At 31.8% G+C, this 24,235-nt stretch carries 22 protein-coding genes; 2 read left to right on the forward strand and 20 right to left on the reverse strand.

Going from position 1 to position 24,235, the window contains the following annotated elements:
- Positions 1–119: 119 nt before the first annotated feature.
- A complete protein-coding gene (locus CD121_RS11305) occupies positions 120–2,729 on the forward strand; it encodes a YfhO family protein (RefSeq protein ID WP_126568316.1) in 2,610 nt (869 codons plus the stop codon).
- A 200-nt stretch (positions 2,730–2,929) separates the two neighbouring features.
- Here CD121_RS11305 and rplS read toward each other — a convergent pair whose 3' ends face one another.
- The 17 genes from rplS to CD121_RS11390 all read right to left on the reverse strand — a co-directional run bounded on the left by rplS (position 2,930) and on the right by CD121_RS11390 (position 21,358).
- Entirely contained in the window at positions 2,930–3,280 is a 351-nt protein-coding gene (rplS, locus tag CD121_RS11310) for a 50S ribosomal protein L19 (protein ID WP_126568318.1), read from the reverse strand.
- A 105-nt stretch (positions 3,281–3,385) separates the two neighbouring features.
- On the reverse strand, positions 3,386–4,123 hold the full coding sequence (gene trmD / locus CD121_RS11315) for a tRNA (guanosine(37)-N1)-methyltransferase TrmD (RefSeq protein ID WP_029055451.1): 738 nt from the start codon (positions 4,121–4,123) through the stop codon (positions 3,386–3,388).
- Positions 4,123–4,626 (reverse strand): ribosome maturation factor RimM, encoded by a 504-nt coding sequence (gene rimM, locus CD121_RS11320; protein WP_017637119.1) that lies wholly within the window; start codon positions 4,624–4,626, stop codon positions 4,123–4,125. The genes trmD and rimM overlap by 1 nt, the downstream gene beginning before the upstream one ends.
- Positions 4,627–4,792: 166 nt before the next feature.
- Positions 4,793–5,068, reverse strand: coding sequence for a 30S ribosomal protein S16 (gene rpsP, locus CD121_RS11325; protein WP_017637120.1), 276 nt, complete (start codon positions 5,066–5,068; stop codon positions 4,793–4,795).
- Positions 5,069–5,609: 541 nt separating this feature from the next.
- Positions 5,610–6,977 carry a signal recognition particle protein gene (gene ffh, locus CD121_RS11330; RefSeq protein WP_126568321.1) on the reverse strand — a complete coding sequence of 456 codons (1,368 nt, stop codon included), beginning with the start codon at positions 6,975–6,977 and terminating at the stop codon, positions 5,610–5,612.
- Positions 6,978–6,996: 19 nt separating this feature from the next.
- Positions 6,997–7,329: a putative DNA-binding protein gene (locus CD121_RS11335; protein WP_046466606.1), complete on the reverse strand. Its 333-nt coding sequence runs from the start codon at positions 7,327–7,329 to the stop codon at positions 6,997–6,999.
- On the reverse strand, positions 7,316–8,563 hold the full coding sequence (gene ftsY / locus CD121_RS11340; RefSeq protein ID WP_017637123.1) for a signal recognition particle-docking protein FtsY: 1,248 nt from the start codon (positions 8,561–8,563) through the stop codon (positions 7,316–7,318). Before ftsY ends, CD121_RS11335 begins: the two co-directional genes overlap by 14 nt.
- Positions 8,560–12,129 carry a chromosome segregation protein SMC gene (gene smc / locus CD121_RS11345; protein WP_107999701.1) on the reverse strand — a complete coding sequence of 1,190 codons (3,570 nt, stop codon included), beginning with the start codon at positions 12,127–12,129 and terminating at the stop codon, positions 8,560–8,562. The genes ftsY and smc overlap by 4 nt, the downstream gene beginning before the upstream one ends.
- Before the next feature lie 146 nt (positions 12,130–12,275).
- Positions 12,276–13,004 (reverse strand): ribonuclease III, encoded by a 729-nt coding sequence (gene rnc / locus CD121_RS11350; protein ID WP_017637125.1) that lies wholly within the window; start codon positions 13,002–13,004, stop codon positions 12,276–12,278.
- Between the two features lie 110 nt (positions 13,005–13,114).
- The gene (locus CD121_RS11355; RefSeq protein ID WP_000426914.1) at positions 13,115–13,348 is read right to left on the reverse strand and encodes an acyl carrier protein; all 234 of its coding nucleotides are present in this window, start codon (positions 13,346–13,348) and stop codon (positions 13,115–13,117) included.
- A 333-nt stretch (positions 13,349–13,681) separates the two neighbouring features.
- On the reverse strand, positions 13,682–14,416 hold the full coding sequence (gene fabG, locus CD121_RS11360; RefSeq protein ID WP_029055455.1) for a 3-oxoacyl-[acyl-carrier-protein] reductase: 735 nt from the start codon (positions 14,414–14,416) through the stop codon (positions 13,682–13,684).
- Between the two features lie 8 nt (positions 14,417–14,424).
- Positions 14,425–15,336, reverse strand: a complete 912-nt coding sequence (gene fabD / locus CD121_RS11365) for an ACP S-malonyltransferase (protein ID WP_126568323.1) — start codon at positions 15,334–15,336, stop codon at positions 14,425–14,427.
- Positions 15,329–16,315: a phosphate acyltransferase PlsX gene (plsX, locus tag CD121_RS11370; RefSeq protein ID WP_070451366.1), complete on the reverse strand. Its 987-nt coding sequence runs from the start codon at positions 16,313–16,315 to the stop codon at positions 15,329–15,331. The genes fabD and plsX overlap by 8 nt, the downstream gene beginning before the upstream one ends.
- Positions 16,308–16,877: a transcription factor FapR gene (gene fapR, locus CD121_RS11375; RefSeq protein WP_017637129.1), complete on the reverse strand. Its 570-nt coding sequence runs from the start codon at positions 16,875–16,877 to the stop codon at positions 16,308–16,310. The genes plsX and fapR overlap by 8 nt, the downstream gene beginning before the upstream one ends.
- A 148-nt stretch (positions 16,878–17,025) precedes the next feature.
- Positions 17,026–19,074 carry an ATP-dependent DNA helicase RecG gene (gene recG / locus CD121_RS11380; protein WP_126568326.1) on the reverse strand — a complete coding sequence of 683 codons (2,049 nt, stop codon included), beginning with the start codon at positions 19,072–19,074 and terminating at the stop codon, positions 17,026–17,028.
- 245 nt (positions 19,075–19,319) lie between these two features.
- On the reverse strand, positions 19,320–20,969 hold the full coding sequence (fakA, locus tag CD121_RS11385) for a fatty acid kinase catalytic subunit FakA (RefSeq protein WP_126568328.1): 1,650 nt from the start codon (positions 20,967–20,969) through the stop codon (positions 19,320–19,322).
- 14 nt (positions 20,970–20,983) lie between these two features.
- Positions 20,984–21,358 (reverse strand): Asp23/Gls24 family envelope stress response protein, encoded by a 375-nt coding sequence (locus CD121_RS11390; RefSeq protein WP_017637132.1) that lies wholly within the window; start codon positions 21,356–21,358, stop codon positions 20,984–20,986.
- 307 nt (positions 21,359–21,665) lie between these two features.
- Between CD121_RS11390 and rpmB the strand changes: the two genes are divergently transcribed.
- Positions 21,666–21,854 carry a 50S ribosomal protein L28 gene (rpmB, locus tag CD121_RS11395; RefSeq protein WP_002435210.1) on the forward strand — a complete coding sequence of 63 codons (189 nt, stop codon included), beginning with the start codon at positions 21,666–21,668 and terminating at the stop codon, positions 21,852–21,854.
- A 164-nt stretch (positions 21,855–22,018) separates the two neighbouring features.
- On the opposite strand, the gene CD121_RS11400 is transcribed toward rpmB, so the two are convergent.
- Genes CD121_RS11400 through rsgA form a run of 3 tightly spaced genes read right to left on the reverse strand, consistent with a single transcriptional unit; the run spans position 22,019 to position 24,189 of the window.
- On the reverse strand, positions 22,019–22,663 hold the full coding sequence (locus tag CD121_RS11400) for a thiamine diphosphokinase (protein ID WP_029055459.1): 645 nt from the start codon (positions 22,661–22,663) through the stop codon (positions 22,019–22,021).
- A 5-nt stretch (positions 22,664–22,668) separates the two neighbouring features.
- Positions 22,669–23,313 (reverse strand): ribulose-phosphate 3-epimerase, encoded by a 645-nt coding sequence (gene rpe / locus CD121_RS11405; protein ID WP_126568331.1) that lies wholly within the window; start codon positions 23,311–23,313, stop codon positions 22,669–22,671.
- Positions 23,314–24,189, reverse strand: coding sequence for a ribosome small subunit-dependent GTPase A (rsgA, locus tag CD121_RS11410; RefSeq protein ID WP_017637135.1), 876 nt, complete (start codon positions 24,187–24,189; stop codon positions 23,314–23,316). It lies immediately after the preceding gene.
- Positions 24,190–24,235: the final 46 nt, after the last annotated feature.

A 24,235-nucleotide genomic window follows, 5' to 3' on the forward strand; every position in this document is an offset into this window, starting at 1 on the left:
CATTAAATATCAACCACCTTTATGGAATACAATGATTTTTATATCAATAATTAGTATGATTGTAAGTTTGATATTTATTAAATATTTAAAATCTATAAAGAGAAAGAAGAGAAAGCATAATGTATAAAAAGATCACTTCCAATCCTTATTCATTTCTATTATTAATTATCATTGCAAGTGCTATTTTATCACTATGCATTTATCTCCCTTTCATTTATCTTTTTATTACTAAAGGAACAGTGTTTAGTGGTAATGGAGATGGATTCAGACAAATGATGCCATTTCAAATGTATTTATATGAACATTTCTCTACTTTCAAAGGATTCTATGATGAATCCTTTGGTTTAGGTGGAGATTATGTAAAAGGACTTGCCTATTATTATTCAATGTCACCTCTTATGTGGATTAACTTTGGTTGGATTTGGATTTTAGAAAAAATAGGATTAGCGCACCCACACGATATCAATTTTTGGCCTGCAAACCAATTAATAATGGCGTATGTTAGAACCGTTCTTACATTTATTTGTACATTTTATTTCTTTAGATATTTAAAATTCAAACCTACTTCAGTCATCTTAGCTACAATAATGTATTGTATTTCTACAGTTGTTATCTACTACAATTTTACATGGTCTTTTTATGGTAATTTATTAATTCTATTACCACTTTCTTTACTCTCTATGGAACGTTTCTTTAGAGAAAAGAAAATTGGACTTTTTATATTTGCCATTGGTTTGACCCTTTTTATGAATTTTTACTTTAGTTATTATCAAGCAATCGTATTAGGATTTTATTTTATTTATAGAATAATCATGACGCATCCAAAAGATATTGTGACTAGATGGCAAAAATTCTATATGCTTCTAATTGCTGTAATATTAAGTGTATTAAGCAGTATATTTGGATTGTTTACAGGACTTTCTTCATTTTTTAACAATGATAGAGCACAGAATTCTAAATTTGAAATCACTTTATTGACAGATCTTACAAACAGTAATTTTAATATTTTTGCAGATGGATTTTATATAACGATTACTTTTATAACAATTATTGCTTTATTTTCAATCAAATTATATCGTCATTATTATTTTAGATTATTTGCCATAGTGACATGGATATTATTGATTGGCTCATTATCACAATACTTTGATAGTGCATTTAATGGTTTTTCAATGCCCCAAAGACGTTGGGTTTATGCATTAACGTTATCTTCTAGCGCATTAGTTGCATTATTAATACAGCATATTAGTGAATTATCACTTAAAAAATACTTAATAGTTGCAATACCTATTAGTTTATATGGAATCATTTACTTTTTGGAAGCAAGTCATACTATTTATTGGATTCTGGTATCAATCATACTTATTGTCGTATTAGGTTTCATCATTAAAAAACCTATGCTTGCTAATCAATGGTGGCTCCAACTTTTATTAATATTACTCATTTTTCTACAACAATTAGCGATTGAACATGTGACTTTTAAGAAGACAATTGAGCCTTATCAATCAACGATGAAGGATATCAATGATCCCAGCAATAGAGGTCATACTTTAAACGATAAAATACAACAAATCAAACAATCACAGTCCAATCCATTGTCTAGAATCGATTACATGTCTTTTTACGGATTAAATTCACCATTCATTTATCACTATAATGGGATTTCTTTATACTCAAGCATTTTTGATGGAGACATTTTAAAATATTATGATAAGACAATGCAAATCAATATGCCAGTAGATAAAAATAGTACTTATCGTTATCTAGGCAATCGTGCAAACTTAATGGCATTATGGGGAGTAGAAGATCGACTTAGACATCCTAACGATTTAAATATGCCTTATGGATTTAAAAAGAAAGCGTTAATTAACGATAGCGGTGATCAATGGATTCATTCACATAACATGATGCATTATCCAGCTGCACATATTACAAATAAAATATATGATGCGAAAGATTTAAAATCTCCTTTAGATCAAGAACAAGCTATGCTTCAAGGTGTTGTATTTAATCAGAAAGACGATAAATCGAATACGTCTTTCAGTTCAAATCCAAATCTGTTATCACATACTAAACGTACGTTAGTTAATGCTAAACGACTTTATAATAATCATATTGAAGTTACTAAAAATAATGGAGGCATTCATCTTCAATTACCTCAATTCATTTCTAAACAATATAAAGATTTATACGTTGAAATGGATGTTGAATTATTATCACCAGATAAAAAACATACAGTAGGTGTAAATGATTACAGTCAAAACCGTAATGAGCTCACTTATAAATATCGTCGATTCGTAAGCCCAGTCACAATGCGTATTAAATCATCAGATGATTTAAATATAAAATTATCTAAAGGCAAATACCGTATTAAAGTTAAAGGTATATATGGCGAAAATTATCAAATATTAAAACAAAGTACGCAACAATTAAAGCATGTGCATATTGATAAACAACGAAATGGTTATACAATTAAAAAAGATAAAAAAGACAGTGGTTATTTAGTTATGCCTGTACCTTATGCTAAAGGAATGAAAGCATCTATTGATGGTCATACAGAAAAAGTTGAAAAAGCAAATGGTATCATGACAGCGATTCCTGTTAAAAAAGGACAAGAAATGATTAAACTAACTTATACACCACCTCATTTTTACTTATTAATCATTATTTCGATTATTGGTATCATCGGCAGTATAATATTTACCAAAAAATTAAATAAAAGAAATTAAAAAAGTATGAGTCTTATCAAATGTTTAAGTTGATAGGACTCACACTTTCTGTATAGATTTTTAATAACATTAAAGGATTTGTATTCACAAACGAATATATACCCATTCATACAAAAAGCCATTAAGCTATCATATTAAGATAACTTAATGGCTTTTCTAAAGTATAGTCTTCATACGTAACTACGTTATTAGTATGCTGATTAACGAATTTCTTGGATTCTAGCAGCTTTACCACGTAAATGACGTAAGTAGTATAATTTAGCACGACGTACTTTACCGCGACGTTTAACTTCGATTTTTTCGATTTTTGGAGTGTGTAATGGGAATGTACGTTCCATACCTACACCTGAAGAAATTTTACGAACTGTGAAAGTTTCTGAAATTCCTCCACCACGGCGTTTGATTACAACACCTTCGAATACTTGGATACGTTCACGTGAACCTTCAATGATACGAACGTGTACACGTAAAGTGTCACCAGGACGGAATGAAGGTAAATCTGTACGTAATTGTGATTTAGTTACTGCTTCGATTAACTTATGATTACTCATTATAAATTCTCTCCTTCAACCTATGTTCTTGCCTAGACAAATGTATAGCAGCGGATCATAGTGATTTTTAGTGCTTTTTCACACTTAAATTATGTTAGCACAACGTTAGTCGTTTTTCAATTGGTTTTTATATGTTTGTATGATTTTTTTATCTTTATCAGTCAAATCATATTGTTTTAATAAATCTGGTCGTTTATTTAATGTACGAATAATTTTCTGTTCATGACGCCACTCATCAATATGTGCGTGATTACCTGATAATAACACATCTGGTACTTTTAAACCTTTAAATTCTCGTGGTCTTGTATATTGTGGAAATTCCAATAAGCCATCTGAGAATGAATCATCTTGATGTGATTGTTCATTACCTAATACACCAGGAATGAGTCTAACAATGGCATCTGTCATCGTCATTGCAGGTAATTCCCCACCTGTTAATACATAATCACCCATAGATATTTCATCAGTGACTAAATGTTCCCTAATACGTTCGTCATATCCCTCATAGTGGCCACAGATAAACACAATGTGCTCTGCTTCACTTAATTCTTGTGCAATTGCTTGGCTAAATGGACGTCCTTGAGGACACATTAAAATAACTCGAGTATTATCTGTTCTGTTTAAGTCTTCCATTGCATTAAACACTGGCTCAGGCTTTAAGACCATACCTTGTCCACCACCAAAGGGATAATCATCAACTTGATTGTGTTTATTGATAGAATAGTCTCTAAAATTAATAGTATTCACTTCAATAATATTTTTGTCTTGAGCTCTTTTTAGTATCGAATGGTTAAGCACGCCATCAAACATCTCTGGAAAAAGTGTTAAATAATCAATTTTCATTAATCTAACAATCCTTCCATTGGCGTGATAATCACTTTTTTACCTTCAACATCTACTTCTTTAACTACATCTGCAATATAAGGAATTAAATATTCTTTATCTCCTTTTACAACCCAGACATCGTTAGCTCCAGTTTCAAAAATACTTGTAATTCTACCAATAGGTTGTTCATTATCATCAAAGACAGTACAACCTATAATATCAGAATAATAAAATTCATTTTCTTCTAATTCTATTTCTTCATGGTCTCTTTCTTGGTAAAGCGTAGCACCTTTTAAATATTCGATATCATTGATATTATCAATGCCTTCAAATTTCAACATATGAAATCCTTTATGTACACGATATGATGTTATAGTTAAATCTTTTTCAGTTTGATTTAATTTAGCTGTTAACACTTCTCCTGGTTGAAAACGAGTATCTGTAAAATCAGAATTAGATTTTACTTTCACTTCTCCTTTAATTCCATGAGTATTAACGATTTGTCCTACTTCTACTTCCATTAATACTAACCTCCTTATATTGCAAGTTTATTTCATAATATCACTTTACCATTGATTAAAGTTATTAGTTATTGATTTGTTATAAGTAAGACATTGATATAAATAAAAAAGGCACCAAATAATGGCGCCCTAACTAAATTGATAGATTAGTCAATAATGACTAGAATTATTTAGTGTGTTTTTGGTCATCAAATTTTTTCAAAATACCTTCTCTTGATAAGATATTGTGAACTGTATCTGTTGGTTTAGCACCGTCTTTTAACCATTTTAATGCTAATTCTTCGTCAATTTTCACTTCTGGAGCATTAACGTGTGCTGGGTTGTAAGTACCGATTTGTTCGATGATACGACCATCACGTGGTGAACGTGCATCTGCAACTACGATACGATAGAATGGGTTTCTTTTAGAACCTAAACGAGTTAAACGAATTTTAACTGCCATTATAAAACTCTCCTTTGAACATTTCAATTTTTATTTTCTACAAGAATAAATAATAACAGGTATATAAAACTTTGTAAAGACATTTTTCTTTACCAAATCTAAATTCATGAAATGAATTGTAGATTTGGTTATGCATTAGCTTTAGCTAAGGCGTTCCTCTTCGTTACTTTTTTCTGAAAGAAAATTAGTGTTGGTTATGGTAGTGGGAAAGTTAAAGTTTAATTTACAAGGGACATCAATAAACAAAATCATGTGTATTAAACAGCTTACTAAATTTTAAATAATTACAACTTTAACGTCGTCCCACCCCGGCAAGGTTGACTAGTATAGAAAAAAGCTTAAAAAGCGCATTTTCTATACAGACAACTACTGCCAATATAAGATTTTATCCCTTTATATCAATATATTTCAAACATATCTGTTCTAAATTCATGAAATGAATTGTCATAAATAGGTTCCTAATCGTACATACGATTAGGTAAGGCATTCCTCATACATAAAAAATTCCAACAGACTGAAATCTGTTGGAATATATAAAATATTATAAAGGTAAATTCATGCCTTTTAGCATATTTTGCATTTGATTACGTTTTGCTTTTTTACCTTTACCGCCACCAGTAAATTGTTTCATCATTTTCTTCATGTCGTTAAATTGTTTCATTAAACGATTCACTTCTTGTAATGAACGTCCTGAACCTTTAGCAATACGCTTTTTACGTGATACATTTAACATTGCTGGATTTTCTCTTTCACTAGGTGTCATTGATTGGATAATCGCTTTAATATGGTCGATTTGTTTATCACTCATATTAAGTTGATCTAATCCTTTCATCTTGTTCATACCAGGAATCATTTTCATTATGTCATCCAATGGTCCAAGATTTTTAACTTGATCAAGTTGCTCTAAGAAGTCATCCAATGTAAATGATGAATCTCGCATTTTTTTCTCTAAATCTTTAGCTTTTGTTTCATCAACATCTTGTTGTGCTTTCTCAATTAAGCTTAGTACATCACCCATACCTAAAATACGAGATGCCATACGTTCTGGATGGAATAGTTCTAAACCATCTAGTTTCTCACTCATACCTACAAATTTAATTGGTTTTTGAGTAACGGAACGAATTGATAGCGCAGCACCACCACGAGTGTCCCCGTCTAATTTAGTTAATGTAACACCAGTTACATCTAATTGGTCATCAAATGATTGAGCTACATTAACAGCATCTTGACCGGTCATGGCATCAACCACTAACATAATTTCATTAGGTTTCGCTATTTCTTTAACTTCTTGAAGTTCATTCATCAATGCTTCATCGATGTGTAAACGACCTGCTGTATCAATAATAACAAAATCTAAATGTTCTTCTTTAGCGTGTGCCAATGCATTTTGAACAATTTGTTGAGGTTTAACTTGGTCACCTTCACTATAAACAGGTACATCTAATTGTTTACCTACTGTTTGTAATTGGTCAATGGCAGCTGGTCTGTAAATATCTCCAGCAACTAACATTGGTTTTTTATTATATTTTTTACGCATTAAAAGCGCTAATTTACCGGCAGTTGTTGTTTTACCTGCACCTTGTAAACCTACCATCATGACAACAGTTGGTGGTTTATTAGCCATTTTGATAGATGAATTTTCGCCACCCATTAAATTAGTCAATTCATCTTGAACAATTTTAATGACTTGTTGTCCAGGTGTTAATGACTGCATTACATCTGAACCTAAAGCACGTTCTGAAACAGTTTTGACGAAATCTTTAACAACTTTAAAGTTAACGTCGGCTTCTAATAATGCAAGACGCACTTCTCGCATCATTGCTTTAATATCCGCTTCGGTAACTTTACCTTTACCACGCATTCTTTGCATTGATGCTTGTAAGCGATCCGACAATCCTTCAAATGCCATAATTATTCCCTCCTCATCGTTATTCTAATTCTTCTAATTGATCTATATATTGCTTTAATAATTCTGGTTTATCAAGAGATTGTTTCATTTGATTATAAATATCTCGTCGTTGTTCAAACCTTTTGTATAATCCTAATTTAGCTTCATAATCTTCAACTAAATCGCCAGTTCTTCTTATATTATCATAAACTGCCTGTCTACTCACTTTAAAAGTATCAGCAATTTCACTTAAAGCATAATCTTGTAAATAAAATAATTCTAGATAATTTCGTTGTTTATCAGTCAAAAGTGACTGATAAAAGTCGAAGAGATAATTCATACGTAACGTTTTAACTAAATCATTTTGGCTCATTATTATTTTCCTCATGATTATCAGCTGAAACGTCACTACTTTCTTCTGGAATTTCTTCATTTTGTTCAATCATATCTGCAAATAAACCATAAACATAACTTTCGGGATTAAATGGTTGCAAGTCGTCTAATTTTTCACCTAAACCTACATATTTAACTGGTATTTTAAGTTCATTTCTAATAGCTAACACAATACCACCTTTAGCTGTACCATCTAATTTAGTTAATACGATACCTGAAACATCTGTTACCTCTTTAAATGTACGAGCTTGTGATAATGCATTTTGTCCAGTTGTGGCATCTAAACAAAGTAATGCTTCATGTGGCGCGTCTGGAACGGCTCTACCAATAACACGTTTAACTTTTTCAAGTTCTTGCATTAGGTTAGATTTATTTTGTAAACGTCCTGCTGTGTCACATATTAAAATGTCTACTTGTTTATGTTTAGCAGCATTAATTGCATCATACATTACAGCTGCAGGATCTGAACCTTCACTTTGGCTAATCACTTCTACACCAACACGTTCGCCCCAAACTTTTAATTGTTCAATAGCGCCCGCTCTAAAAGTATCACCTGCTGCAAGCATTACTTTTTTACCTTCCATTTTATAACGATATGCTAATTTACCGATTGTTGTTGTTTTACCTACACCATTAACACCAACCATTAAAATAACATTTAAACGTCCATCTTCTAAATTCATCACTTCAGATTTATCATCTTCTTGGTGATAAATTTCAACAATTTTTTCTACGATAACTTCTCGTAAATCTTCTGTCTCTTGAATGTTACGACGTTGTGCTTCAACACGTAATTCTTCAGTAAGTTGCATTACCGTATTAAAACCAACATCAGCTGTAATTAACATTTCTTCTAATGCTTCAAAGAATTCTTCATCAACTTTTCTATAACGCGCTATTAAGTTATTTAACTGTTCTTGGAAATTTTCACGAGATTTTTCTAATCCAGCTTTAAATTTCGCTCCGATTTTTTGTGCTTCTATTTCTTCAAAATCTTCAATTGAAATTAATCCATCTTCATCAAAGTCAGCTTCACTTAACTTTTTAGGTTTCTTTTTAGGTTTTTCTTCTTCAATTTCATTTTGTAACCCTTGTTGTGAATCGTCAGTCTTTTTCGAAGACTCATCAATTTCTTCCTCATTGGATAATTCTTTTTCTATATCTTTTTCACTCGATCCTGAAAATTTATCTTTTAAGCGTTTAAAAAAGCTCATGCTTCTTCCTCCTTCATAACCTCATCTATTGTATTTAGGTTAACACTTACTAATTTAGATACTCCTGATTCTTGCATCGTAACACCATACAAACGATCTGAAAATTCCATCGTTCCTTTACGGTGCGTAATCACAATGAATTGCGTTTGATCAGATAACTCATTGAGATATTGAGCATATCTGATTACATTTGCTTCATCCAATGCCGCTTCGACCTCATCTAAGATTACAAATGGGGCTGACCTTACTTTTAAAATAGCGAATAATAAAGCTATTGCGCTTAATGCACGCTCTCCACCACTTAATAATGATAAATGTTGTAATTTTTTGCCAGGTGGTTGCACGATAATATCAACGCCAGCTGCTAGATAGTCATCTTCAGTGAGTTGTAACTCAGCCTTACCACCGCCGAACAGTTGTTTAAACACATTACTAAAATGATTTTGAACAGCGTGAAACGTCTCTTTAAATCGTCCTTCTACTTCTTTATCCATTTCATTAATAATTTGTTCTAATGTAGATTTTGCCTCACGCAAATCTGTTCGTTGTTCATTTAAGAAAGTATAACGTTCATTTAATTCTTCAAATTGTTCAATTGCATTTAAATTAACGGGGCCTAATTCATCAATGGACATTTTTGTTAATTTAACCTTTTTACGTAAAGAATCGATCTCTTCATCATTGTCATAAAGTGTACGTGCTCTTTCTACCGTAAGTTGATATTCATCATTAAGATGATCGATAGCATGATTGATTAATACATCTAATTTAGATTGATTTGCTTTAATATCTTGGTAATGATTTTCGATAGACAATAAATCTTGGTGGCATTCTTGAAGCTTATTATCATTGTCTTCAATCATTTGATTTAAGTCAACTCGTTGTTGTTTAACTTGATCTAGTTGCTGATTTAATTCAGTTCTTTCACGTTCTTTATCCTTAATTTGTGTTCGGATTTTATCAAACGCTTGCTCACCCATCATTTCATCTGAATTAAATAATTCTATTTTTTCTTTAATAGTATCAAGTTGTTGTTCTGTACTTTGTAATTGTTTATCTAAACGTTCGATGTCTTGTTGTTGAGCTTTAATACGCTCTTTGACTACTGCTAAATCTGATTGTTTTTGATGCAGTTGTTGTTGTGTTTGTGTAGTAGATGCTTTACCTTCTTTGGATAATTTTGTATAACGCTCGATATCTTCTTCAAGTTGTTTTAATTCTGCTTTAATTTCAGCTAAATGTTGTTGCTTTTGTTCGAGTGTTTCTTTACTCTTATCACTTTGATAACCATCATTTTTTTCAAATTCAAATTCTTCATGTTCATCTTTAAGATGTGCTTCTTGTTTCTTCAGACGATCAAGTTCTAATTCATAGCCATGTGCTTTTTCTTTCAAAGTATTATAACTTTGACTGATATCAAAATATTGTTCACTTAATTTTTCAGAATGAGATTGATGGGCTTGAAATTGTTTTTCAAATTCTTGAGTCTGTTGTTGATAATCTGCTAATTGCTTGCGCATTGTTGTAAGTTCATCTTTTTGAGACAAGATGCTTTTTGTTTTACGAGCGCCACCACCTGTCATAGAACCACCAGGGTTAACTACATCTCCATCAAGTGTAACAATTCTTGTACGATAGCGAATTGATCTCGCTAAGTCATTAGCATGCTTTAAGTCTTCAACTATAATTGTATTACCCAATAAATTCTCGACAATGTTTTTATATTGAGACGATACCTTAACAGCATCTGAAGCAATATTCACAAATCCTTCTGAAGATTGTGCTGTTGATTTGATATCTGAAGCTAAATAACGCGGTTGAATTACATTTAACGGTAGAAATGTTGCTCTCCCTAAACTGCGCTGTTTTAAAAACTGTATTGCTTGGCGTCCATCTTTCTCATCTTCAACTATAATGTGTTGTAATGATGCACCTAAAGCTGTTTCGATAGCCTGTGTTAAATGGGATGGAACGTCAATAACTTCTGCTACAGCACCATGAATACCACTTAATTCTTTACCTTTAGCTTTTAATATATGTTTTACGCCATTAAAGAAATACGTATAATCCTCTTCTTGTGTTGCTAAACTATCAATACGAGATTTTAATTTCTCGTTATAACGATAAGCTTGATACAATTTATTTTCAAATTCAGACTGGTGTTGTTTCGATTGAGTCAATTGTTTCTCTACTTCTTTGATTTGTTGTTCAGTCTTTTTCATTTCTTTCAGAGTTTGATTATAATCTTTTTCAGTATTTGAAATGTTATTTTGTATTTCTTTCAATTGATTAAAAGCTTCAACTAATCTAGAATCAAGCCTTGATTTTTTAGCTTCATTTTCATTAATAGTATGCTCTAAAAAACGAATATCATTATTCACGTCTGACTGTTTAGACATCAACTCATAATATTGGTTCTTTATTTCTTCTAATTTTTCATCATGTTGTTCATCAGAAACATATAATTTAGATTCAAGTGTCTGTATTTCTTTATTTAATTCTTTTTGTTTCTGTTTTAATTGATTAAGTGTATGAATTGCCTCTTCTTTTTCTTGTTGAACATTTTCTAATTGAGTCTGTAAGTTGTCTTGTTCTTCTTCAAATCTTGCATTAGTTTCTGACTGATTCTTTTTACGTTCTTCCAATACATTAAGTTGACCAGAGTATTTTTCAAATTCTTCAGTTGCCTTAACTAGGTTATAGTTTAATTGTTCAATCTGTTGGTCTAACTCTTGACGTTTACCTTTATGCTTTTGCAATAATTGATTAATTTGACTTTGTTCAGCCTCTTTATTTGCTTGTTTACCTTTTAAATCATTAAGTTGTTCGTCTAGTTGAGCGTTATCTTTTGTATATTGATCAATATCATGGACAGTAACAATTACATCACTTTTCTCCATTTCTGATGATAATTGTTTGTATTCTTTCGCTATAGCCGCTTCTTCTCTTAAAGGTTCAACGCGTCCTTCTAAATCATATAGAATGTCTTCAACACGTGTTAAATTATCTTCAGTATGATCTAATTTTTGAACGGATTCAGCTTTACGTTTTTTATATTTTAAAACTCCTGCTGATTCTTCGATAATTTGTCTTCGATCTATTGGCTTTGCATTTAAAATTTCATCAACTCTACCTTGAGAAATAATCGAAAATGCCTCTTTACCTAACCCAGAATCTAAGAACAAATCAATAATATCTTTTAATCGTGCACGATCATTATTTAAATAATACTCACTTTCACCACTACGATATAAACGTCGTGTGACTTCAACTTCTTCAGCATCAATTTGTAATTTTTTTGAATGATTATCTAATTTTAATTTAACTTCTGCATAATTTTGGGGTTTGCGATGTTCTGCACCAGAAAAAATAATATCTTCCATCTTAGAACCACGAAGTGATTTTGCAGATTGTTCACCTAAAACCCATTTAATCGCATCAGTAATATTACTTTTACCGCTACCATTTGGACCAACAATTGCTGTAACACCTTTATCAAACTGAACATCAGTATGGTCTGCAAATGACTTAAATCCTACGGCATCTATTGATTTTAAATAAACCATGCTATTCTCCTTATCCAAATCCACGTTGATTCTTACTTCGAAATCAACTTATTGTTTGATGCATATTCATGTTGATTGCATCAGTATTCAACTTATACAAATCACATAACGTTAATCTCTATTGGATGTATTTGTATGTCGTAACATTATTTGTTCTTCATCATTTTATAGGCACGTTCAGCTGCTTTTTGTTCAGATTCTTTCTTAGTTTTACCCTTACCTTCAGCAACAGCTTGCTTTTCTAATATCACTTCGGAAGTGAATAAACGGTGATGTGCTGGACCTTCTTCTTTAATCAAACGATAAGTAACGTCACCTTTGTTTTGTGTATGAACAAATTCTTGAAATTGTGTTTTGAAATCTACAACTCCATCTAGTTCATCATCTTCTACATAAGGGAAGATAATTTTTTCGGCGAATTTCCACACCGTATCTAACCCTTGATCCAAATATAAGGCACCAACAAATGCCTCAAAAGCATCAGAAATAAGGGAAGGTCTAGTTCTACCTCCAGTTTTTTCTTCACCTTTTCCTAACAAGATGAGTTCATTTAATTTAATTTTATTTGCAAATATTACAAGTGAAGGCTCACATACGATAGTCGCTCTCATTTTTGTTAAATTACCCTCTGGTAAATCTGGGTGTTTATCAAATAAATAACGTGAAACCGTCAATTCTAATACCGCATCACCTAAAAATTCTAAACGTTCATTATGAGCTAAACGATCCATATTAAAATCATTGATGAAACTAGAATGTGAAAACGCTTGTTGATATAAATCTATATTTTGATATTCAAAACCTAACTCTTGCATCTTTTGTGCAAATTGTTTTCGAAATTGATTAACCATCTCTGTCTTTTTATGATTGGTCATAAATCTTACCTCCTCAATTAATGATGCGTTAACTATAATTTTACGTGAAATTGCAATAAAACAAAAGAAAAAATCTGAGCCGACACAAAGACGACTCAGATATAGGTTTATTATTTTTCAAGACTATTGATGAATTTAACAGCATCACCAACAGTGTTGATTTTTTCAGCTTCTTCATCAGGAATTTCAGTACCAAATTCATCTTCTAATTCCATTACTAATTCAGCGATATCAAGTGAGTCAGCGCCTAAATCATCTTTGAAAGATGCATCTTCAGTTACTTTATCAGCATCTACACCTAAACGGTCAACGATGATATCTTTTACTTTATCGAAGTTTTCCACGTCGATTCACCTCCTTTAAAAGCGTCTATCCATAGACTATTATATTTTCCCATTTTAGATTCTAAAATACAAGTAGAATTTTAGAAACACTTGCATTTCATGCATAGTGTTTCTTATGCATGAGCTTTAGCTCAGGCGTTCCTTAATACTAATCGCCCCAACTTGCGTTGTCCGGCGATTTTCTTTTCGAAAATCTCTGTGTTGGGGCCCCGGCACCCGCAAGGTTGACTATAAAGTATCACTACTATTTTAATAGTTTAGTGATACTTACACATTAGTTTTAACTAATGTGTTCAATAATTTTAACTAAGTCAACTAATTTGAGCATAATCGTTACATGTACATTCCGCCATTAACATGGATAGTTTGACCAGTAATGTATTTAGCTTTGTCTGAAGCTAAGAATGCAACTGTATTAGCGATATCAGTATCTTCACCAAAACGAGCTAATGGAATTTGACCTAACATTTGTTCTTTTAAGTCATCACTTAAAGCATCTGTCATATCTGAAACAATAAATCCAGGTGCTACTGCATTAACTGTAATACCTCTTGAAGCTAGCTCACGTGCAGCTGATTTAGTTAACCCTACAACACCTGCTTTAGTTGCTACATAGTTTGCTTGACCTGGATTACCAACTGCTCCAACAACACTTGATAAGTTGATAATTGAACCACTACGTTGTCTTAACATTTGAGGCGTAACTTTTTGAATACAATTAAAGACACCTTTTAAGTTTGTGTCGATAACGTCATCCCATTCTTGTTCTTTCATACGCATAAGTAAATTGTCACGTGTGATACCTGCATTATTAACTAATACATCGACAGAACCAAATTGGCTTACGACTTCTTTAATCATAGCTTTAACTTCGTCTCCATTTGCAACATTAGCTTGAATTGCAAAACTTTCGACACCTTTTGCTTTAATTTCTGAAACGACTGCTTCTGCTTTTTCTTGATTGCCAGCATAGTTTACAGCTACATTGTAGCCCTCTTCTGCTAACTGAATTGCAATACTACGACCAATACCTCTTGAAGCACCTGTTACTAATGCACTTTTTGTCATTATTCATTTCATCCTTTCACATCTTCAAGCGTTTGAATTGAAGTTATTTTAACATCTCTATTAATTTTCTTAATAAGACCTGATAAAACTTTTCCTGGACCAATTTCGATAAAATGATCAACACCTTGATCTATTAACCATTCTGTTGATTTAATAAATTGAACTGGTGAATAAAGTTGTTTAACCATATTATGTTTAATTACTTCTGGATCAGTTTCTCCTTCAGCATTGTAGTTTTGAACGACTGGAAATTGTGCTTCATGCCATTCGAATTGATTAATATACGCTGCAAAATCTTCTTCAATTACGTTCATCATTGAAGAATGGAATGGGCCAGAAACTGCTAATGGTAATACACGTTTAGCACCTAAAGACTTTCCTTTTTCAGCTAACTCATCAATCAAGGATTTATGTCCAGATACTACAATTTGACCTGGTGAATTAATATTAGCTGGCTCAATTAATTCATCATCTGTTGAAAGTTCTTTACAAATTTTATCAACGTCATCATAATCCAAGCCTAATACTGCTGCCATGCTACCTACACCATTGGGAAATGCTTGGGCCATTAATTCGCCACGTTTACGAACGATTTTTACTGCATCTTCAAAAGAAAGAACACCACTCGCAACTAAACTAGAATATTCACCTAAACTATGACCCATAGTGAAATCAGCATTTACATTTTCTAAAGTTTCTAATAATGCAACACTATGTGTTAATAATGCAGGTTGTGTATTTTCTGTTTCTCCTAATTTACCTTCTTCATCTGTAAACATTGTTTCTAGTAAATCAAAATCAACTGCTGCTTGTGCTTGGTTCAAAATTGTCGTAGCTTTGTCATCTACATTATATAAATCTTGAGCCATTCCGACCTTTTGTGCACCTTGTCCGGGGAATACGATTGCTGTTTTACCCATTTGAATCACCAACCATTTCTCTCATAGTTTGTACAATTTGTTGTTCTCCTGCAATTTTTGCTTGGCGAATTGCTGAATAGAATGCTTTAGCATTAGAACTACCATGTGCTTTTACAACAGTACCATCTAAACCTAATAAAACAGAACCGCCATATTCTGAGTAATCCATTTTTGAAGCAAATTGATCTAAATCCTTTTTAAGAACAACTGCTGCCAATTTATTTTTGAAACTACTTAATAATGTTTCTTTCAACATTTTACCAATTGATTTAGCTGTACCTTCTAAGTTTTTAAGTACCATATTACCTGTAAATCCATCGGTAACAACAACATCAACATTACCATCCATCAATGTTTTAGCTTCTACATTACCAGTAAAGTTAAAATCTTGTTGCGCTTCCATTAATTCATAAGTTTTCTTAGTAAGTGTATTACCTTTTGCCGCTTCTGTACCAATATTTAATAATGATACTGACGGTTGTTTGATGCCTCTAATTTTTTGTGCATATATATTACCTAATTGTGCATATTGCAATAAATGTTCAGGCTTAGCGTCTGCATTAGCGCCAACATCTAAAAATACAAATCCCTTACCATCAATAGTTGGTAAAGTAACAACGAGCGCAGGTCTTGAGACGCCTTTAATTCTTCCAACAATGAACAAACCTGCTGACATCAATGCGCCTGTATTTCCTGCTGATACACAACCATCTGCCTCTCCAGATTTTACTGCTTCAGCCATTTTAACCATTGAACTGTCTTTTTTACGTTTAATTGCTCTAACTGGTTCATCTTCCATTTCGATTTTTTCAGAACAATGTCTAAAATCTATACGTCCATGATTTAAAGTATATTGGTCTTTATCACCAAATAAAATAATTTCTAAATCTTTAAAATTATCTACAGCTTTTTTTACGGCTTCTAATACGATTCCTGGTGCGTCGTCTCCACCCATCATGTCTACTGCAATTTTAACCATTAAATTCATCCTCACTTATATAGAACATTTTAAAATTACCTTTAAATACTAGATTATCTTTTACATAAGAGTTTACTTCTATAAAATAATGTTTATCTGTTTGTTTTATTACTTTTGCTTCAGCTTTCACTGTATCATTTAATTTAACTTTATCCAGAAATTTAATATTACTTTCTTGAGTTAAAACTGTTGGGTTATGTATAAGTGCTACACACAGTGAATTTGCTTGTGCAAATAAAATATGACCTCTAGCTATTGATGATTTCGAAAAAACTGAATCTGTTGTAATTTCAATCATTGATGTAGCAGTATGATTCGGTTTCAACTGTACTAAATCACCTATAACTTCATTAGCTTCCATTGATTTAATTTGATCATAATTGTGTTCTGCCACTAACTTAACACGTTTTCTTAATTCTGGAATATTAAGATGTGTACGGTCTAGTCGAATTGTTTGTATACTCACTTGGAACATTTCACAAAGTTCATTATCAGTAATAAAGGGGTTATTATCTATCGCTTGTTGAATAGCTTGTCTACGCTCGTTTTTCTTTAATTTCACTATCTCACCCCTCATTTTAGTACCAAGTCTTAAACATTCCTCACATATCATAACACTTTCTATTTCAATCCCTCAACAATAAACTATAATAGATATTTAAAATAGTTTTTAGATTATTGAAAATGGCGTCTTAATAGTACTCCAACAATTAATCAAAGCTCATATCTAATAAATTATCTTCAATGAAATGTCTTAAATGATCATAATTTGAATTGAAAAATTCTCCTGATTGAATTAATTCACCAGCTTCATCTCTAGCAACTTCTAACATTCTATAATCTTCTACTATATTCGCAACTAAGAAGTCAGGCAATCCACTTTGCTTAACGCCAAAGAAATCTCCTGGACCTCTCATTTCTAAATCGCGTTCACTTAATTCAAATCCATCCGTTGTTTGTGTCATGATAGTCATTCTTTCAATACCTGTTTCTGTTTTAGGTGAAGCTATAAGTACACAATAACTTTGATGCTCACTTCTACCAACTCTTCCTCGTAATTGATGTAGTGTAGATAAACCGAAACGATCTGCATCATAAATCATCATAAATGTTGCGTTAGGTACATTTACACCAACTTCAACAACAGTAGTAGAAACTAAAATATCAATCTCATGTTGACTGAATCGATGCATTACTTCATCTTTTTCCTCATTAGTCAATTTACCATGTAATAACCCTACTTTATTTTGCCCATAGTATTGTTGTAATGATTCATATAACTCAACTACATTTTGTACATCTTCTAAATGTTCTGAGCTTTCTATAAGCGGACATATCACATATGCTTGTCTTCCTTTTTTAAGTTCGCTTGTCATTTGAGTTAATACTTGTTCATATTGTTCATGCTTGGCCCAACTCGTGATAATCGGCTTTCTTCCTTTTGGTAATTGTTTAATAGATGAAACGTCCATTTCACCAAATACTGATATAGCTAAAGTTCTTGGAATTGGGGTTGCCGTCATAAATAATACATTAGTCATAGCACCTTTTTCTCTTAAACGTTGTCGTTGATTTACACCGAAACGATGCTGTTCATCTGTTATAACCAAACCAACATTTTCAAATGTTACATCATCTTGTATTAAAGCATGTGTACCTATAAGACAATCAATTGTTCCATTTTCAAGTTGTTCAAGTAGAATACGACGTTTTTTTCCTTTTACAGACCCTGTTAACAAGTCTACGTTCATAGTTTCTCCGAATAAATCAATTAAACTTTCTGCATGTTGTTCAGCTAATATTTCTGTTGGTACCATTAATGCAGATTGATATCCAGCCGTTTTTAAGGCATACATACATATAGCTGCTACAACAGTTTTACCTGATCCTACATCGCCTTGTAATAATCTATGCATACGTATAGGTGCTTTTAAATCTCTAAAGATTTCATTCACACTACTTTTCTGAGCATCTGTAAGTTCAAAAGGAAGTGAGTCTATAAAAGATTTCACTTTTTGAATATCATATTTTATTTCGATAGCATCATCTGAGGTCTTTTCCAATCTATTCAACCATTGCATACGCAATTCAAACATAAATAATTCTGTAAAAGCATATGTCCGTCGTGCTCTTAACAAATCATGTTTACTTTTTGGATGATGTAACGTTTTAAGTGTATAATCTAATGTTTCTAATTTATATTTTGTTCTTAATTCATCTGATAACCATTCATGAATGACCACATCATCTAGTGATTGACGAATATTATCTCGAAGTTGCTTTTGTTTAATGCCTTCTTTAATACGGTAAACCGGCTCTAGTTGCGTATCATTCGAATTATCTTGCTGATTAAAAAACATTCGATTGCCATTAATTTCTTGTTTAGCTCGATTCCATTTTCCTTTTACAGTTACGATACCATTTAATTCGATTTTCTTTTTTAAATAAGGTTGATTAAAAAAGACGCATTTAACGGCAATCTGATTGACCATAATATGTACTGTTAATTTAGACTTATTTCTTCCAAAGAATGCTACAGTTGGAGATGAATAGACTTCCCCTTGAACTGTCACTGTACTTTGATCTTCGGCTTCATTTAAATCTATAACAGTATTATCTTCGTAACGTGTAGGTAAATAAAGTACGAGGTCTTCCACAGTATTAATATTTAATTCTTGTAACACAGCCAAACGTTTAGGTCCAATGCCTTTTATTTGATTTAAAGGATACGGACTTTCTATTAAATTGACTTTCGCCATATTCGATCACCTTAATTTAAATTACTCTATTAAACGAGTTTTGATTATTAAACCCATTCTACCATTTACACAGCTTAACGTTGATAGAAACGCATTACGAAACTAAAGTTTACATAATATATTTATGTTAGACTTTATTATTATCATTTATTACTAAATATAAAAATAAAACGAGAATGAAGTATACAGCTATCTCTGCATAAAACTTCAATCTCGTTATCATTTATAGTTTACCTATATTACTCTTATTCAACCGCAAATAAATATTGATATATTGGTTGTTGTCCATTATGGTTTTCAATTTCAACATCAGGATAAGTAGACTCAACCCATTCAGTTAATTGATCCGTAATTTGTTGCTTACTATCTTCTCCAGCTATAATAGTTAAAATTTCACTATCTTCACTTAACATAGCTTCTAACAATTGCTTAGTAGCTGTATATTGATCAGCGTCACAAGTTATAATTTTATCTTCAGCAAGACCCATAAACTCATCTTTTTTGATTTCAACGCCATCAATTTTTGTATCTCTAACAGCAAATGTTACAGAACCTGATTTAACAACATCTAATGCATTGACCATATGGCTTTTATTATCTTCTAATGAAGAATCTGCATCAAACTGGAATAATGCTGCAATACCTTGTGGTACAGATTTTGTAGGGATTACTACTGCTTCTGCATCAACTATTTCAGCTGCTTGTTCACTGGCCATTAAGATATTTTTATTATTTGGTAAAATAATAGCACGTTTACATTCAGACTGTTCAATTACTTTGACAATATCTTCCGTAGATGGGTTCATTGTTTGACCACCACTAATGATATGAGTTGCACCCATCGATTTAAATAATTCTGAGATGCCGTCACCCATAGATATAGTAATAATTGCTGTTTCAACTGTTTGAGGTGCTTCGTGTTTATGATTGTTTGCTTCTTTTCTAATCACTTCACGATGTTGCTCTCTCATGTTTTCAACTTTAAGTTTGATTAATTCACCATATTGTTGTCCGTAATTAAATACTTGACCTGGATATTCCGTATGAACGTGAACTTTAACAATTTCATCGTCATTAATTACTAATAAGGAATCTCCAAATTCGCTCATATCTTGACGGAATTCTTCTTCTTTAAAAGGTTTCTTATCTTTACCAAAACGAACCATCATTTCAGTACAATAACCATAGACGATATCTTCAGTATTGATAACACCATGGAAATCGTGTTCATCATTTACTAAAGTATCAGTATCTAGTTTTGGTTTAGATGCTTCTATAGTTTCACCATTTAATCCTTTTAAAAATCCTTCATATACAGATAATAGACCTTTACCACCACTATCGACAACGCCGACTTCTTTCAATACGGCAAGTAAATTAGGGGTATTATTTAATGATTTTTCAGCTGCTTCAATAGTTGATTCCATAACTTCAATACAATCATTTGATGTTTCAGCTTTATCCACTGCTGCTTGAGCTGCGTCTTTAGCGACCGTTAAAATTGTCCCTTCAACTGGTTTCATAACAGCTTTATACGCAGTTTCAACACCAGCCTGCAAACTAGCAGCTAATTGTTGAGCAGTAATTTCGGCTTCTGTTTCGATATTTTTACAGAATCCTCTAAATAATTGAGATAAAATAACACCAGAATTACCTCTAGCACCCATTAATAATCCTTTAGAGAATGTTTTACCTAGTTCTCCAATGTTTTGTGATAAATTATTTTCAACTTCTTCACGACCAGAAGTGATTGTAAGATTCATATTAGTCCCTGTATCTCCATCTGGTACTGGATATACATTAAGCGAATCCACTAAATCTGCATTATTAGATAAATTTTGTGCCCCTTGTATTATCATATCGGCAAACAATTTACCATTGATTTTGCTAATCATTTCACGTTGTCCTCCTAAATCTTTTTGCCCGTTTGGTTTAATCTAACACCTTGTACAAAGATATTAACTGAATTCACTTTAACATTAAGTGTTGACTCTAATGTATATTTAACAGTTGACTGAACATTGTTAGCCACTTCTGAAATTTTCACACCATAACTTACTATAATATACATATCTATATCAACATTTCCGTTTTCTTCGCGTACTTTGATACCGCGTGCGTAATTGTCATGCCCTAAAATTTCAGCAATTCCATCTCTAACTTGTTGTCTAGATGACATACCAACTATGCCGTAACATTCAACAGCTTTACCGCCTACAACAGAGGCGATGACTTCATTCGAAATATCAATTTTACCGTAATCATTTGAAATTTCTAATGTCATATTAATATTCCTCCTGAAAAATAAAGTTATATGTTGCGATTCTCATATAATTAAGCAATCTCATTGCTAAATTTTAATAATTAATATTAGTAAATCATTTGAATTTTTAATGTTTAAATTTCATATTTCTTTACAGTATCATACTATATTACTCCACAACTTACAATTATATCATAAAATATCAACAGTTTGCGCCATTAAATTTTAATTTGCAGAACTAATTATTGCCAATTTCGTTAAGTTATGATATCTTAATAAAGTATATAAGTAGTGACGTGTATTTATATTTATTAAAGGAGGTACTTTCATGGGTAAACAATGTTACGTAACAGGTCGTAAAGCTTCGACTGGTAATAATCGTTCACACGCTTTAAATGCGAACAAACGCAGATGGAACGCTAACCTTCAAAAAGTTAGAATTCTTGTTGACGGAAAACCTAAAAAAGTTTGGGTTTCTGCACGTGCTTTAAAATCTGGTAAAGTTACTAGAGTTTAATAAATATAATGCACTTATAAATAGTCCTTATGTGGAGGATTTATTTTAAAAGAACTTAAAGGAGCTTCCTTTAAGTTCTTTTTTTATGCAATCATATTTACAAGTAATAAAATAAGGGGGTACTATTTCCAAATAATTATATCTTTTTCTTTCCTATTATTCTATTAGTAATCTTTGTCTTTGCTTCTCATTTGTAAAACATGTCCATGACTAATTTCAATATTGCCTCGCTCATGTTTAACTTCATTTGAAATTGTTAACGTAGATCCCACTTCTAATTTTTCTTGTTGTAATTCATATTTAAATCCAGTTAAAGAAATAACTGGTTCACCACTCATAGGTATAAATGAAATATAAGGATAATTTGAATTAAAATCTACTGTATAACAACCAGGTGTCAGTAATGTAATTTCATTTTGAGTATCAATAATCTTAAACTTGACCCCTTTATTAATATATTCAGGTTTTAAGAGTAATTGAATAACACCCATAAAATGATCTAAACGACCACCAGTCGCGCCATAAATATTAATCTCTTTATACCCTTCGGCGACTGCTTGTGCTACACCGAGGCCTAAATCAGTATCATCCTTTTCTGCTTTCACTGGATGTATATTTAATTGTTGGGATAAAATGTGACGTTCTTCATCGTTTACTGAATCAAAATCACCAACCGAAAATTCAGGAATAATTTGATGCTTTAAGAGAATTAAGGCACCTCTATCTATGCCGCCCCAAATATCTTCACGGTGTTGATCAAATAAATCATTTGGAAGATTTCTATCAGAGCACATTAAATTGATTTCCATAATCATCAGCCCTTTAGTTTTTGTGTAACTTCTTTATAATCACTTTGTTTAAAGAAATATGAGCCAGTTACTAACATTGTAGCTCCATTTTTCACACAAATTTCAGCTGTTTCTGCATTGATACCGCCATCAACTTCAATATCAAATGTAAGTTGCTTTTCATTTTTTAACGTATTTAATTCTAGTATTTTATCAACACATTCTTCAATAAATGATTGACCACCAAAACCAGGGTTAACTGTCATAATTAATACATAATCTACTACATTGATAATAGGTAGTAGCTGACTAACTGGTGTTCCTGGATTAATGACAACGCCTGCTTTTTTACCTTTGTTCTTTATTTGTTCTAGCGCTCTATGAATATGGGCAGTAGCTTCTAAATGAACAGAAATGAAATCTGCACCATGGTCTGCGAATAATTCAATATATTGTTCAGGATTTTCAATCATTAAATGGACATCTATCGGTAAATCTGTTTGTTTACGAACTGCATCTAGAATTGGAATTCCAATAGAAATATTAGGTACAAATTGACCATCCATAACATCAAAGTGTAATCCATCAACTTGTGCATCTTCTAATTTTATTATTTCATCTTTTAAGTTTAAAAAATCAACTGATAGTAGTGAAGGTAATACTTTAGTCATTTAATATCGAACCTTTCTCTCTGAAATTTCATTAAATAATTGTAAATAATGTTCATATCTAAATTGTGCGATGTTTCCTTTATCTAATTCTTCTTTGACATTACATTTTGGTTCTTTAAGATGATTACAATTACGGAATTTACATTGCTCACCGTATTGTGCAATTTCGATAAAGTAGTTTTTAATCTCATCTTTGTCAATATGATCAAAGTCAAGTGCACTAAAACCTGGCGTGTCTGCGATAAAACCACTCACCGTTTCATGCAGTTCTACATGTCTAGTAGTATGTTTACCTCGATTAAGGGATTTTGATATATCATTAGTTTCAAGCTCAAGTTCTGGTTTAAAATGGTTTAAGAATGTCGATTTTCCAACTCCAGACTGTCCACTTAAAACAATTAAACCTCCTCCCCATTCTTCAACTAATGTCGTTTGGTTATCATGAATACTTACAAATTGAGTTGAATAACCTATTTCTTCATAAATAGATAGATAATTATTAATTTTTTCAATTTGATTATCGTCAGCCATATCTTTTTTAGTGACTAAGATTCTTGTGTTTAACCCATATGAATGAGCAATCACTAAAAATCTATCTAATAGTTGCGTTGAAAATTGTGGCTCAACAGCACTCATTACAATAACTAATGTATCAATATTACTGACAGGTGGCCTTTTTAATTCATTATCTCTTTCATGAACATGTTGAATATAACCTTCTGTTTCATTTTGCACATCAAAATCTACAATATCTCCAACAATGGGTGAAAATTTCTTCTTTCTAAATAAGCCACGTGGTTTCGTATTATAGCGTGTACCGTTAACATCTACTTGATAAACGCCGCTTATCAATTTTACAATTCGACCTGTCTTCAAAAGGACACCTCTCATAATTATTTTACTGATAATAGTATATCAAACT

It is taken from the genome of Staphylococcus pasteuri, from assembly GCF_003970495.1.
GTDB lineage: Bacteria > Bacillota > Bacilli > Staphylococcales > Staphylococcaceae > Staphylococcus > Staphylococcus pasteuri.